Source organism: Ureibacillus yapensis, assembly GCF_003515775.1.
Lineage (GTDB): Bacteria > Bacillota > Bacilli > Bacillales_A > Planococcaceae > Ureibacillus > Ureibacillus yapensis.
The window spans coordinates 396,743-410,341 of sequence record NZ_QWEI01000001.1 but is presented as its reverse complement, the minus strand read 5'-3'; the positions used below and the strand labels follow the sequence as shown (position 1 = coordinate 410,341).

Annotated in this window: 14 protein-coding genes; all 14 read left to right on the top strand. The window is 40.7% G+C overall.

What is annotated here, in order from left to right; translation table 11 throughout:
- Nucleotides 1-3 precede the first annotated feature (3 nt).
- The 14 genes from flhB (at nt 4) to rpsB (ending at nt 13,474) form a co-directional block, all read left to right on the top strand.
- Nucleotides 4-1,092 (top strand): flagellar biosynthesis protein FlhB, encoded by a 1,089-nt coding sequence (flhB, locus tag D1B33_RS01925; RefSeq protein WP_118874642.1) that lies wholly within the window; start codon nt 4-6, stop codon nt 1,090-1,092.
- Between the two features lie 21 nt (nt 1,093-1,113).
- Nucleotides 1,114-3,153 (top strand): flagellar biosynthesis protein FlhA, encoded by a 2,040-nt coding sequence (gene flhA, locus D1B33_RS01920; RefSeq protein WP_118874641.1) that lies wholly within the window; start codon nt 1,114-1,116, stop codon nt 3,151-3,153.
- Nucleotides 3,150-4,295: a flagellar biosynthesis GTPase FlhF gene (gene flhF / locus D1B33_RS01915; RefSeq protein ID WP_118874640.1), complete on the top strand. Its 1,146-nt coding sequence runs from the start codon at nt 3,150-3,152 to the stop codon at nt 4,293-4,295. Before flhA ends, flhF begins: the two co-directional genes overlap by 4 nt.
- Nucleotides 4,292-5,164, top strand: a complete 873-nt coding sequence (locus D1B33_RS01910; RefSeq protein WP_118874639.1) for a MinD/ParA family protein — start codon at nt 4,292-4,294, stop codon at nt 5,162-5,164. Before flhF ends, D1B33_RS01910 begins: the two co-directional genes overlap by 4 nt.
- Nucleotides 5,165-6,319 carry a protein-glutamate methylesterase/protein-glutamine glutaminase gene (locus tag D1B33_RS01905; protein WP_118874638.1) on the top strand — a complete coding sequence of 385 codons (1,155 nt, stop codon included), beginning with the start codon at nt 5,165-5,167 and terminating at the stop codon, nt 6,317-6,319.
- Nucleotides 6,320-6,334: 15 nt separating this feature from the next.
- Nucleotides 6,335-8,416: a chemotaxis protein CheA gene (locus D1B33_RS01900; protein ID WP_118874637.1), complete on the top strand. Its 2,082-nt coding sequence runs from the start codon at nt 6,335-6,337 to the stop codon at nt 8,414-8,416.
- A gap of 22 nt (nt 8,417-8,438) precedes the next feature.
- Nucleotides 8,439-8,882 carry a chemotaxis protein CheW gene (locus D1B33_RS01895; protein WP_118874636.1) on the top strand — a complete coding sequence of 148 codons (444 nt, stop codon included), beginning with the start codon at nt 8,439-8,441 and terminating at the stop codon, nt 8,880-8,882.
- A 161-nt stretch (nt 8,883-9,043) separates the two neighbouring features.
- Complete coding sequence (locus D1B33_RS01890) at nt 9,044-9,676, top strand: chemotaxis protein CheC (protein ID WP_118874635.1); 633 nt, start codon at nt 9,044-9,046, stop codon at nt 9,674-9,676.
- 1 nt (nt 9,677) lies between these two features.
- Entirely contained in the window at nt 9,678-10,181 is a 504-nt protein-coding gene (locus D1B33_RS01885) for a chemotaxis protein CheD (protein WP_118874634.1), read from the top strand.
- Nucleotides 10,181-10,537 carry a hypothetical protein gene (locus D1B33_RS01880; RefSeq protein WP_118874633.1) on the top strand — a complete coding sequence of 119 codons (357 nt, stop codon included), beginning with the start codon at nt 10,181-10,183 and terminating at the stop codon, nt 10,535-10,537. The genes D1B33_RS01885 and D1B33_RS01880 overlap by 1 nt, the downstream gene beginning before the upstream one ends.
- A 258-nt stretch (nt 10,538-10,795) precedes the next feature.
- The gene (locus tag D1B33_RS01875; RefSeq protein ID WP_118874632.1) at nt 10,796-11,557 is read left to right on the top strand and encodes a FliA/WhiG family RNA polymerase sigma factor; all 762 of its coding nucleotides are present in this window, start codon (nt 10,796-10,798) and stop codon (nt 11,555-11,557) included.
- A 183-nt stretch (nt 11,558-11,740) separates the two neighbouring features.
- On the top strand, nt 11,741-12,043 hold the full coding sequence (locus D1B33_RS01870; RefSeq protein WP_118874631.1) for an RNA polymerase subunit sigma: 303 nt from the start codon (nt 11,741-11,743) through the stop codon (nt 12,041-12,043).
- A 9-nt stretch (nt 12,044-12,052) separates the two neighbouring features.
- Nucleotides 12,053-12,595: a DUF6115 domain-containing protein gene (locus D1B33_RS01865; protein WP_118874630.1), complete on the top strand. Its 543-nt coding sequence runs from the start codon at nt 12,053-12,055 to the stop codon at nt 12,593-12,595.
- 156 nt (nt 12,596-12,751) lie between these two features.
- Complete coding sequence (rpsB, locus tag D1B33_RS01860; protein WP_118874629.1) at nt 12,752-13,474, top strand: 30S ribosomal protein S2; 723 nt, start codon at nt 12,752-12,754, stop codon at nt 13,472-13,474.
- The last annotated feature ends 125 nt before the right edge of the window (nt 13,475-13,599 follow it).

The window sequence follows — 13,599 nt, the reverse complement described above, 5'->3', positions numbered from 1 at the left end:
TAGATGAAGATGCTACTTACTTTGGACATTCAATTTTTCGCAGGGGAAAAAACAGAAAAAGCAACACCTAAGAAAAGGCAAGATGCCAGAAAAAAAGGGCAGGTTGTCAAAAGCCAGGATGTCACGGCAGCGATTGTTTTGTTGTTGCTGTTTCTATTTCTTTACGTTACAGGTCCGATGATGATTGAAGGGTTCTTTGGCTTCCTGCGGCAAGCGTTCGAAAAGAACATGTTAATCGAAACATTGACAGTCGAAACGGTTATGCAGATGTATACAGATACCATGAAGGAAATGGCGAAAATACTTTTGCCTTTTATGCTAATCGCCGTCGTGGCGGGTGTTGGGGCAAATTTTATGCAATTTGGCTTCTTGTTTACAACGGAAACGCTGAAACTCGATTTAAAAAAGATGGATCCCATAAAAGGGATAAAGAAAATCATATCTGTTCGGGCCATTGTCAACTTAATCAAATCTTTGTTGAAAATAACTTTTATCGGTGCCGTAACGACCATTATCCTTTGGGTGAATTTGGAGGAAGTATTATCTTTATCTTTCCAAAGCGCCTGGGATATATTAACGACGGTTGCAAAGTTGACCGGTATGATGGGGATCGGTGCTTCCCTAACATTAATCATCATTTCATTGTTTGATTATTTTTATGAAAAATTTGAATATGAAAAGCAACTGAAAATGTCCAAACAAGATATAAAAGATGAATATAAAAATTCCGAAGGGGATCCGCAGATTAAGTCCAAAATCAAGCAGCGCCAAAGAGAAATGGCAATGCGGAGAATGATGCAGGAAATCCCCGACGCCGATGTGGTCATCACCAATCCGACGCACTATGCCATTGCACTAAAATATGATGATGGAAAAATGGAGGCGCCGATGGTTGTAGCAAAAGGGACGGACTATGTGGCGCAAAAAATCAAGCTGATTGCAAAAGAGCATGATGTGGTGATGGTCGAAAACCGTCCCTTAGCAAGGGCCATGTATGACCAAGTGGAGATTGGGCATCAGGTTCCTGAGGAATTTTTCAAGGCAATTGCAGAAATACTCGCTTACGTATATCGTATTAAACGTAAAATCTAAACCATAGTAGGAGGGGCAAACATGAATATTCGAGACTTAGGTGTGTTGGCCGCGGTCATCATGATCGTAGCAATGCTTATTATCCCTCTACCGACATGGTTATTAAGCTTTTTAATTATCATTAATATTACATTGTCTCTCATCGTACTGTTGGTGGCTATGAATATGAAAGAAGCATTGGACTTTGCCATCTTTCCCTCGGTCATCTTGTTATTAACTTTATTCCGATTGGGTTTAAGTATTTCGACGACTCGTGCCATCCTGGCAAATGGAGATGCAGGGGATGTTGTAGAAACGTTCGGTGAATTCGTAACGGGCGGCAACATCTTGGTCGGATTAGTTATTTTCATGTTATTGGTAATCATTAATTTTATCGTTATTACAAAAGGGTCCGAAAGGGTAGCGGAAGTTGCGGCGCGTTTTACATTGGATGCCATGCCTGGAAAGCAAATGAGTATTGACGCCGATTTAAACGCCGGAATGATTTCCGAAAAGGAAGCAAGAGAACGACGTGAAAAAGTGGCGAGGGAATCCGACTTTTATGGAGCGATGGACGGGGCAACAAAGTTCGTCAAGGGAGATGCCATTGCTTCCATTATCATGGTTTTCATCAACTTGCTCTTCGGTATTATTATCGGGATGCTTCAGCTTGGCTACTCAATGGCTGACGCGGCAAAACATTTCTCGACATTAACGGTCGGGGATGGTTTAGTTGCACAAATCCCGGCGCTATTAGTATCGACGGCTACCGGAATCGTGGTAACACGGGCAGCTTCTGAAGGCAACCTAGGAGAAGATATTGCCAATCAATTATTTGCTCAATCCAAACTTCTTTACATTGCTGGCGGTACCATCTTCTTGTTGGGTATTTTTACGCCGCTGCCTGAATGGATCACAATCCCAATTGCAGCAGTATTAATCGGTGGAGCTTATATGATCGATAATAGGAAAAAGAAACCGGAAGATCCGGAAGAAATGCTTGAAATGGAAGAAGAAGTGGCAGCAGATACGATGAAAAGTCCTGAAAATGTGGTCAATCTTCTGAATATCGATCCCATTGAATTCGAATTTGGCTATGGGTTAATTCCGTTGGTGGATACTGCACAAGGCGGTGACTTATTGGACCGCGTTGTCATGATTAGACGCCAGCTGGCACTCGAGCTTGGGATTGTCATTCCGGTTGTCCGAATTCGCGACAATATTCAACTCCAGCCAAATGAGTACCGAATCAAGATTAAGGGAAATGAAATGGCCAGAGGCGAACTTCTGCTGGATCATTATTTATCAATGAGTCCTGGTGATGATGATTCGATTGAAGGTATCGACACAATCGAGCCTTCATTCGGCTTGCCTGCAAAATGGATAACGGAGAAAGTGAAAGAAGATGCCGAGATGCTCGGCTATACAGTGGTAGACCCGCCAAGTGTCGTGTCCACCCATTTAACAGAGATTATTCGTGCAAATGCGCATGAATTGCTGGGGCGTCAGGAAACAAAACAATTAATCGATCACTTGCGCGAGAATTATTCGATATTAGTAGACGAATTAACACCAACGCCTTTATCGATAGGCGAAATTCAAAAAGTATTGGCCAAATTATTAAAAGAAAATGTTTCGATTCGCAACTTGCCGATTATTTTCGAAACATTGGCTGATTATGCGAAATTGACGAGCGATCCGGATGTTTTGACCGAATATGTCCGCCAAAGCTTGGCGAGACAGATTACGTCGCAATATGCAGCGGGCGGAACCAGCTTGAAAGTCATCACAATTCCTGGGAAATTGGAAAAGCTGATTGCAGATAGCATCCAGCAAACAGACCACGGCAATTACTTGGCAATGAATCCTCAAGATTCGCAAAATGTGCTGGAGTCGATTGCAAGAGAAGTGGAGAGGGTTTCTTTCATGGAACAATCCCCTATTATTTTATGTTCACCGGGAATCCGAATGTATTTAAGGCAATTAACAGAGCGCTATTTTGCACAAATCCCGATTTTGTCCTATAACGAGCTGGATGCAAATGTAGAAATTCAAAGTGTTGGAGTGGTGAATGTAGAATGAGAATGAAGAAATATACAGCACCTTCAATTGCAGAAGCAATGAAATTAGTTCGCGCGGAATTAGGTGAGGATGCGGTCATTATTAATTCAAAAGTGGTCGTCACAAAAAAATTGTTCGGCTTGATCAAACATAAAAATTTTGAAGTACTGGCAGGCATCGACCAAGTGGAAACAAAACAACCTACCTTCTCATTGCCGGATATCCAGCCGGCTTCAAACGTGTTTGCAACAGCTCATGAAGATGAAAAAGAAAATAAGGATGCACAGCTAACAAACGAGTTAAAAAGTGAGTTAGCAGACTTGAAGTCCATGATTAAACAAATGCAAAAACAAACAACTCAATCCGATATCCCCGAGGAATTTTTGCCTTTTATGGACTTCTTGAATGACCAGGAGCTTAGCGAGGAGCTCATCACGGCAATCGGTGATGAGCTTTTTGTGCATCAAAATCAAAAAAAAGAGAATTTAACGAATATCGAAATGAATGAAATTGCAAAAAGTATATTGCGAAAGTCATTGGCGGATTTGCCGATGGGCGGACTCTCTTATGAAAAGAAATATATAAATGTACTGGGTCCGACCGGGGTAGGAAAAACGACAACCATTGCCAAAATGGCTGCGCGCGCTGTATTGGAAAAAAAGAAAAAAATCGGTTTTATCACGACGGATACTTACCGCATTGCCGCCATTGAACAATTGAAAACTTATGCAAACCTACTGCAGGCGCCAATTGAAATTGTTTATAATTCGAAAGATTATCAAAACGCCATCGAGAAGTTCTCGGACCTCGATTTAGTGTTTATCGATACAGCCGGCCGCAATTATAAAGAGGCAAAGTATGTTGAAGATTTAAAGAAAATCATCAACTTTGATCAGGAAGTTGAATCCTATCTGGTATTGGCTCTGACAGCAAAAGAATCGGATATGGAAACAATTATTCAACAATTTAGTGAATTGCCGATCGATAAATTTATTTTTACAAAGATTGATGAAACAAATTCTATTGGCACTATGTATAATTTAATGATTAAATATAATAAAGGACTTGCTTACTATACGAATGGTCAAGAAGTACCAGAGGATATTGAAGAGGCCAATTTGGAAGCAGTGCTCCAATTGTTCTTTCAAGGAGAATTTAAATGAGAGACCAAGCTGAAAACCTACGAATGAAAATGCTGGAGAGTCAAGGTGCTTTGGGAAGATCAATCGCAGTGGTCAGTGGTAAAGGCGGGGTGGGCAAAAGCAATTTTTCTACAAACTTTGCCATCAATCTAGCCAAACTAGGGAAAAAAGTTGTCTTGCTCGATATGGATATTGGGATGGGAAATGTCAATATTCTTATAGGTAAAACGGCCGACTATAATTTGCGGGATTATTTGTATGGAGAATGCTCGCTGGAAGAAGTCATGTATGATGGCCCTCTCAACATTACATACATTTCAGGGGGATCCGGTATGTCCTCTGTAATGGAATGGTCAAAAGGAATGTTTGGGTCCCTTCTGCAAGCATTTGAGCAATTGCAGAAATCACATGATTATATTGTTTTTGATATGGGCGCCGGGGCAACGAATTGGTCATTGGACTTGCTTTCTGCCGTCGATGAAATCATCGGCATTACGACAGAAGAACCGACCGCGTTGACCGATGCGTATTCCATGATGAAATATATCCATATGAAAGATCCCAATAAAACAATTTATCTAGTATGCAATCGCTCCTATTCAAAAGAGGAAGGGCAAGAAACCTTATATCGTTTGGAAAGCACCATCCGAAAGTTTTTGAATAAGGAGGTCATTGTACTCGGTTCATTGCCTGAAGATGCTGTAGTTCGTAAAGCAGTTCGTGAACAAGTGCCTTTTTCGATTTCATATCCGGATAGCAATATCTCGAAAACATTAAAAGGAATGGTTCAACAATTTGTGGACCGCAATTTTACTGAAGTTCACGGGCAAAAAAGGCAAAGCACGTTTTTATCGAAATTGCGCAATATGTTTTCGAAGGGGCGTGGTTAGGTGGAAGTTTTAAAAAAAAGCAAACTTTTGGTTGTAGACGACTCGGCTTTTATGAGAAAGCTCATTAGCGATTTTTTTGCAGGAAACGCTAATATCGAAGTGATTGGTACGGCCCGCAACGGAAAAGATGCCATAAAAAAAATACAAAGCCTGCAACCGGACGTTGTTACGATGGACGTTGAAATGCCTATCTTAAATGGGCTGGATGCGTTAAAAGAAATTATGGAGCTTTGTCCTGTGCCTGTGGTTATGTTATCTACTACTACCCTTGAAGGGGCTGAAAATGCTTTAAAAGCCATGGAATATGGGGCCGTTGATTTTGTGGCAAAACCTGGCGGGAACATTTCGCTGGATTTGCACAAGATCGAAAAAGAATTGGTACATAAAGTGGAGCATGCAGCTCATGTCTCTGTGAAAAAATTAAGAAAAACATCCAAAGAACATACATTAAGCGAATCATTGACTATAAGTTCAAATGATTTTCAAAAAGCCCAAACGAAAAACGTCTCTGCACCTACGACTAGCAGGGGGGCTTTTACTGAAGAGGAGAAAAAGTTAAACAGGCAATGGAGCCAGACAACTAAAAAGGTGGTCCTAATAGGCACTTCTACAGGAGGTCCCCGTGCCCTTCAAGAAGTGATTACGAAGCTGCCTTGTTCTATAAAAGCACCTATTTTAATTGTTCAACATATGCCTGCCGGGTTTACGAAATCGCTGGCAGATCGTCTAAATCAATTAAGTGCAATCACCGTAAAAGAAGCGGAAAACGGTGATATTTTGCAAAATGGAACAGCTTATATCGCACCCGGCGGAAGTCACCTGAAACTTAAAAAGACAGGCACGAACTTCGAGGTATTGCTGGACCGGATAGAGCCGCCGCGTGGAGGGCATCGTCCGAGTGTAGATGTACTATTTGAAAATACGAGCCAATTTCCTGAATTCGATAAAGTGGCGGTCATTATGACGGGCATGGGATCTGATGGCTCAAAAGGGCTTATCCAATTGAAGAAAAACGGAAACGTAATGGCAATCGCAGAATCCATGAAAACGAGCATCGTATACGGAATGCCAAAAGCAGCCGTCGAAACAGAGCTAGTTGATGAAATAGTAGATGTTGAAGATATTGCGAAGGCGATTATGAATTACTTGCCATAAAAGGAGTTGTTCTGAGTGGAACTAAATCAGTATTTAGAGATGTTCATTGAAGAAAGTAAAGAACATTTACAATCATGTAGCGACAATTTGCTGGAACTCGAAAAAAATCCCGATGATCTAACAATAGTCAATGAAATTTTCCGTTCTGCCCATACGTTAAAAGGAATGTCCGCAACAATGGGATATGAGGATTTAGCGGATTTGACCCACAAAATGGAAAATGTGCTTGATGCTATTCGCAATGAAAAAATTCATGTAAACGCAGAGATTTTGGATGTCGTTTTTGAATCTGTCGACCATTTGGAAGAAATGGTCATGAATATTGCAGACGGCGGCGATGGAAAACGTAACGTTTCAGAAACAGTCGAGAAGTTAAAACGAATTGAGTCCGGAGAACCGGTGGCTGCATCATCAGCTTCCCAAAATCAAATAAACGAATCAGCGCCAGCCGAAAGCGCCGCTACAACCGCAGAAATTGCAATTGCGCCTGCGCTGGAATATGATGATTTCGAAAAAACGATCCTGTTGCAGTCTACAGAACAAGGGTTTAATGCCTTCGAAATAGCCGTTACTTTGAGTGCTGGGTGCCTGTTAAAAGCTGCCCGCGTTTACATGGTGTTTGATATCCTGGAGAAAAACGGAGATGTTGTAAAGTCGTCTCCTACAGTGGACAAATTGGAAGAAGAACAGTTCGATCAGGACTTTAAAGTTGCGCTTATTTCGCAAACAAGCGAAGACGAATTGCGCAGCAAAATTTTAAAAGTTTCCGAAGTAGAGAATGTGACCATCATTCCATTATCCAAAGACGTATTTGTTCAATCGGCTGTTTCAGAATCGAAAACGCCGGTAGAACAACCGGCAGCTGAAGAGGCGACGGCCGTTGCTATACCGGAACAAAAGAAAGAAGAGAATAATAGCCAAAAAGCTGCACCTGCCAAGCATGCTGCCAGCAAAACCATTCGTGTCAGCATTGAACGCCTGGATATTTTGATGAATTTATTTGAAGAATTGGTGATTGATCGTGGAAGGCTGCAATCCATTGCAACGGAAGTAAATCACTCAGAATTGAATGAAACCGTGGAACGCATGAGCCGTACAATGGGAGACTTGCAAACAATTGTCTTGACTATGCGCATGATTCCAATTGAAACAGTATTCAATCGATTCCCGAAAATGGTCCGTACATTGTCACGCGACTTAAACAAGAAAATCAACCTTGAGGTGATCGGGGCTGAAACTGAATTGGATCGTACAGTCATCGATGAAATCGGGGACCCACTGGTGCATTTAATCCGCAATTCAGTAGACCATGGTATAGAAAGTCCTGAAGTGCGTCGAGCAAACGGAAAACCGGAAGAAGGAAACGTCACATTGCGTGCGTATCACAGCGGAAACTATGTGTTTATTGAAATAGAAGATGATGGTGCCGGCATCAATCGTGAAAAAGTATTGAAAAAAGCCATTTCCAAAGGCATTGTTTCGAAAGAGGCCGCTTTGACCTTGTCGGATAGACAAATCAATGAATTAATCTTGGCGTCAGGCTTCTCCACTGCCGACAGCATTTCTGACATTTCCGGACGCGGGGTTGGACTGGACGTTGTAAAAACAACAATAGAGTCGCTGGGCGGCAGCATTTCGATTGAATCTACAGAAGGTTCAGGGTCCATCTTCTCGATTCAGCTTCCATTAACTTTATCGATTATTTCAGTTATGTTGGTGGAAATCGAACAAGAAATTTATGCGGTTCCTTTATCATCCATCATAGAAACGTCAATCATTAAAAATAGTGATATTCTCAATGCACACAACCAAAAAGTAATCGATTTCCGCGGGAAAGTGGTTCCTCTGATTTTCTTGGACGAAATTTTTGAGGTTCCTAGAAATGAAGGCAAAGAAGATGAATACCACTCGGTAGTCATTGTACGTAAAGGGGACAAACTAGCAGGATTGGTAGTCGACTCATTTATCGGACAACAGGAAATTGTCTTGAAGTCTTTAGGAAACTACTTATCTAATATTTTTGCAATTTCTGGGGCTACCATTCTAGGAAACGGTAAAGTTGCTTTGATCGTGGATTGCAATGCGCTGATGAAGTAGAACAATGAAAGAGGTGTAAAGTATGACCGTCGTAGAACAAGAATATTTAAAAGTGATCGTTTTCCAACTTGCCGATAAAGAATATGCCATTCCTGTATCGAACGTACAAGGAATTGAAAAATTAATGCATATCACGAGGGTTCCAAAAACGCCCAAGTATGTGAAAGGTGTCATCAATTTGCGCGGAGTCGTAACACCGATACTTGATTTGCGTGAACGTTTTGCCATCCCCGTCTCCAATCAGGAAGAGACAACGAGAATCATCATCATTACATTGGATGAAATGGAAGTCGGATTTATCGTGGACTCTGCCAACGACGTCATCGATATTCCGGTCGACTCGATTGAACAGCAGCCGGAAGTGGTTGGCTCGAACGAAGAAGATTTCATTTCAGGCGTGGCAAAAATTGACAACCGCTTATTAATATTATTGCATTTGGATAAAGTACTGAATCCTCAGACATAGAAAAGCGGAGGCCTACAGGATGTAGGTCAGTTAGCTGTTGACACACGATGTGTCGTTTTTAGGCTAACTTCCTAACGGTTTGATAAAACTCTCGAGGAGCAAGCTGCCGGAGCTAGACACTGTCCAGACTCCAAAAATCTTAAATAGTAGGGATGATCGTAATGATTGAAAATCAAAAGATTACATCATTGCATCTGGATATCTTAAAAGAAATAGGAAATATAGGTGCTGCGCATGCTGCGACAGCCCTTTCCAATCTGTTGAATCGAAAAATCGATATGCATGTGCCTAATGTCGAGACGGTCTCATTTAATGACATGATGGAACTTGTTGGAGGAGCGGAAACGGTTGTAGTCGGAATCTACCTGCGCATTGAAGGGGATTCACAGGGCAGCATGTTTTTTATCCTGCCGATTGAACGGGCAGACCGTTTCATTCAAAGTTTGATTCATGATGACGAATTCAGCTTTACTAATCATTTGATTTCCGAACTGGGATTATCGGCGATGCAAGAATTAGGGAATATTTTATCAGGTTCATATCTTTCGGCCTTATCGGATTTTACCGGTCTGAAAATCTACCCAACTGTCCCTGGGTTAAGTGTGGATATGTTTGGGGCCATCATTAGTACGGGGCTAATCGAAATTTCCCAAGTGAGTGATACGGTTATTGTGATCAATACATCCATTTTTGAAGACGGTTTCCAAAATAGTAATGAAGTTCACGGGCATTTCTTCTTACTACCCGATCCTGATTCCTTTACCTCTATTTTTAAGGCTTTAGGAGTTTCTTAATATGATTCAAACGCAGGCGGGTAATGTAGTCAAAGTAGGAATTGCTCAATTGGATATCGTGAAAATGCCAAATACAATACGCACTTCAGGTTTAGGCTCGTGTGTAGGGGTGGTATTGTATGATGAAACGAAAAATATAGCAGGTTTGGTTCATATCATGCTGCCTGAGTCGACTTTGTCGAGAACGCAAACGATTAACGAAGCAAAATTTGCAGATACAGGAATAAAAGCGCTTATCAATCAATTAAAATTGGCTGGTGTCCAACCATTTCGTTTAAAAGCCAAAATAGCAGGCGGAGCTCAAATGTTTAAATTCGCTTCTGACAAAGATACCATGCGCATTGGTCCCAGAAATGTAGAAGCCGTGAAAACGGAGCTGGCCAAAAATAAGATTCCGATCATTGCCGAAGATACGGGTGGCGGCAGTGGCAGAACGATCGAATTTAATCCCGCTACTTGTAAATTAAGTATTCGTACGGTCAATCAGGGAGTGAGTGAAATATAATGTTTGGTTCGATTTTTTATAACTTGTGGGGCGCTCTCCTTGGATTTACAATCTACTTTTTAAGTACACTTTCAGCTTCTGCTATTCCTTTAAATAGTATTCTAGGATCGCTGATTGCCGGCGCGGTCTCTTTTTTGCTCATGTATCCGATTCGTTTTTTGATTGGATACTGCCTTTATACGCCGGATGATCAACTGTTTCAAAACCTGGATGAGGAAAATGAAATGTTGCGCAACAATGCTGTGAGTGGACAAACAGAATCGGCGCAAAGGTCTTCCACTGTTGAATTCAGTGATGAAAATGCAGAGGAGATCGCCAAAGTTGTTCAGTCGATGATGAACCAAGAGATTCGTTAACAAATCATTCGCAATGTAGAAAAGAGTCGATACTGCGGCTCTTTTTTCAGTTTTATGTCAAATTTTAGTTGCTGATTAGTAGATAAAGAGTATCTGAGAGTGTAATTTATTGTAATCATTTGATATAATAACTTGGAGTAAGATTTGGATGCTTTCTCAGTAAAAGGCAACAAGATTCTATCGTTCTTACAGCGTAATTCCTAAAAAAATAATAAAAAAAGTTGATGATATAATTCATTTAAGTATGAGGTGACGACAATGGTACAGCTTCATGGAGATAATGAACAAGCTCTTTGGAATGGTTGGCTTAATGATCGCGATCCAGATGCAGGCAATAAGCTGTTAAATAAATATAAATCATTGGTGACTTATCATGTCCAACGCATCGGTGCCAGCGTTCCGAAAAATGTCTCCCGGGACGATTTAATGAGTTTAGGCATGATGGGCTTATTTGATGCGTTGAATAAATTTGATATAAAAAGAGATTTGAAGTTTGATACATATGCTTCCTTTCGGGTCCGAGGAGCAATCATCGACGGTCTGAGAAAGGAAGATTGGCTGCCGCGTTCGGCAAGGGAGAAATCGAAAAAGATGGAAGTGCAAATCGAACAATTGGAGCAGCGATTAATGCGTACCCCAACGCCTGAAGAATTGGCGGAACATATGAATCTGCCGGTAGAAGAAGTTTATAAAACGGTACAAGAGCATTTTTTCTCGAATGTATTATCAATCAATGAACAGCAAGATCAAGATGAATCGGATGGAAAGTCATTCGTCATACGCGACGAAAGAACAAAAACCCCCGAACAAGAAGTGGTTCAAGATGAATTGATTAAAGAACTTAGCGAAAATATTAAAAACCTAAACGAAAAAGAACAGCTGGTTTTAAGCTTATTTTATACAGAGGAGTTAACCTTGACAGAAATCGGCGAAATGCTCAATTTATCCACATCCAGAATATCTCAAATCCATTCAAAAGCATTATTGAAGTTAAGAAAGCTTCTGACAGCGGTCAATTAACTTCATTCAGCATACTTTAAAATGTGGACACACATTTTTCGGCTGTACCGAAAGCGTTAGCGACAGGTACATATTATTGGCTGTGACGAAAGCGAAGCGGCAGTCACATATGTTTTGGCTGTGACGAAAGCGAAGCGGCAGTCACAAAATTCGCCAAGGCGTATTTGAATAGGGGGATTCTAGATGAGCTTGAAGGCTTTGGAGCTGCAAATTGCCATTCCAAAAACGTTTGATGCCGGAAAAATAGCGGAGCAGCATCAACAAAATGTCATTTCACAGCAATTGAATGCACATGAGGCGTTAAAAAAGGAAACTGAGCGAAAACAATTGCAGGTAAGCGATAGTGAAAAAATCGATTTCATCAAAGATGGCGAAAAAGAAAGCCAGCAGCAAGAAGAGAATGCCAAAAAACAAAATAGCCGACAAAAAGAAGAAAAGGAAGTTCAACATCCTTTTAAAGGCAATTTTATTGATTTTAGTGGATAGGAGAAATGTATGACCGGCGTATTATTCGTGATATTAATCATCTCACAGCTCATTTGTTTTTACTTCATCGTACTTCTGAATTTAAAAATAGCAAAATTTAAAGACCTGGAAAAAAGACAGGACCAGTTAATCCGTGAAATGGATGATGCGATTGGTCTCTATTTAGTGGAGATGAAGGAAGAAAACGATCGTCTTATTAAAGAGCTTTCCAATATAGAGGGGAATGAAAAACAACATGCCCCAAAAGCTGGACTGGTAAATATAGAGGAAAACAAGACAAATGAAAAAGAGTCAGTAGAAGAAGTGAAAATAGACGCGAAGCCTTTTGTACCAAAATCGATGGCGGCAAATGCTTATAAACAACAAAAAAACGTGAGTCAACCTCCCCAAATGCTTAAGCCGCAACAAAATGAACAAGATTCGCCCATATTGCCTTCTTTTGAACAAAAGGTTTTAAATTTTTACAAAGAAGGCAAGACTATTGACGAAATTGCAAAAATCATGCAAAAAGGCAAGACGGAAATAGAATTGTTAATCAAGTTTCATGCATAAAATTGTTGCACTTCAAAATTCAGTGTGATATATTATCAATTGGTGTTAATTACACACGCATTTTGATGCAGTAAGTGGTGCTTTTTGGATAAAAAGTTGCTTGTTGCAGATGAAAAGTGCGGAGGAAAAAAACCAAAATATTAGGAGGAAACCTACATGTCAGTAATTTCAATGAAACAATTACTTGAAGCTGGTGTACATTTCGGTCACCAAACTCGCCGTTGGAACCCAAAAATGAAAAAATACATTTTTGTTGAGCGTAACGGTATCTATATTATCGATCTACAAAAAACAGTTAAAAAATTAGAAGAAGCTTACGACTTCATGCGCCAAGTTGGCCAAGACGGCGGTAAAGTACTTTTCGTAGGTACTAAAAAACAAGCGCAAGAAGCGATTAAAGAAGAAGCTGAACGTTCTGGCAACTACTACATCAACCAACGCTGGTTAGGTGGTACGTTAACAAACTTCGGTACAATCCAAAAACGTGTTGCTCGCTTAAAAGCAATCGAAAAAATGGAAGAAGACGGTACTTTCGAAGTACTTCCTAAAAAAGAAGTAATTCAACTTAAAAAAGAGCATGAGCGTCTTGTGAAATTCCTTGGCGGTATCCGTGATATGGCTGGAATTCCTGATGTAATGTTCGTAGTTGACCCACGCAAAGAGCGTATTGCTGTTGCAGAAGCTCGCAAATTAAATATTCCTATCGTAGGTATTGTTGATACAAACTGTGATCCAGATGAAATCGACTACGTAATCCCTGCAAACGACGATGCTATCCGCGCTGTTAAATTATTAACTGCTAAAATGGCAGATGCTCTAATCGAGTCAAAACAAGGTGAATCTGAAGCTCCAGCCGAAGAAGAAGTAGCTGCTGAGTAATTCGCTGATACAAAAGGTGATAAGTGGATGAACCCTCTTATCACCTTTTTTTAAAAAGAAAAGCGGAGAACGCCTGATAGCCCCGACAACAACTGGAGAAAGTCCCAAGAGGACGCTTTTTGTCC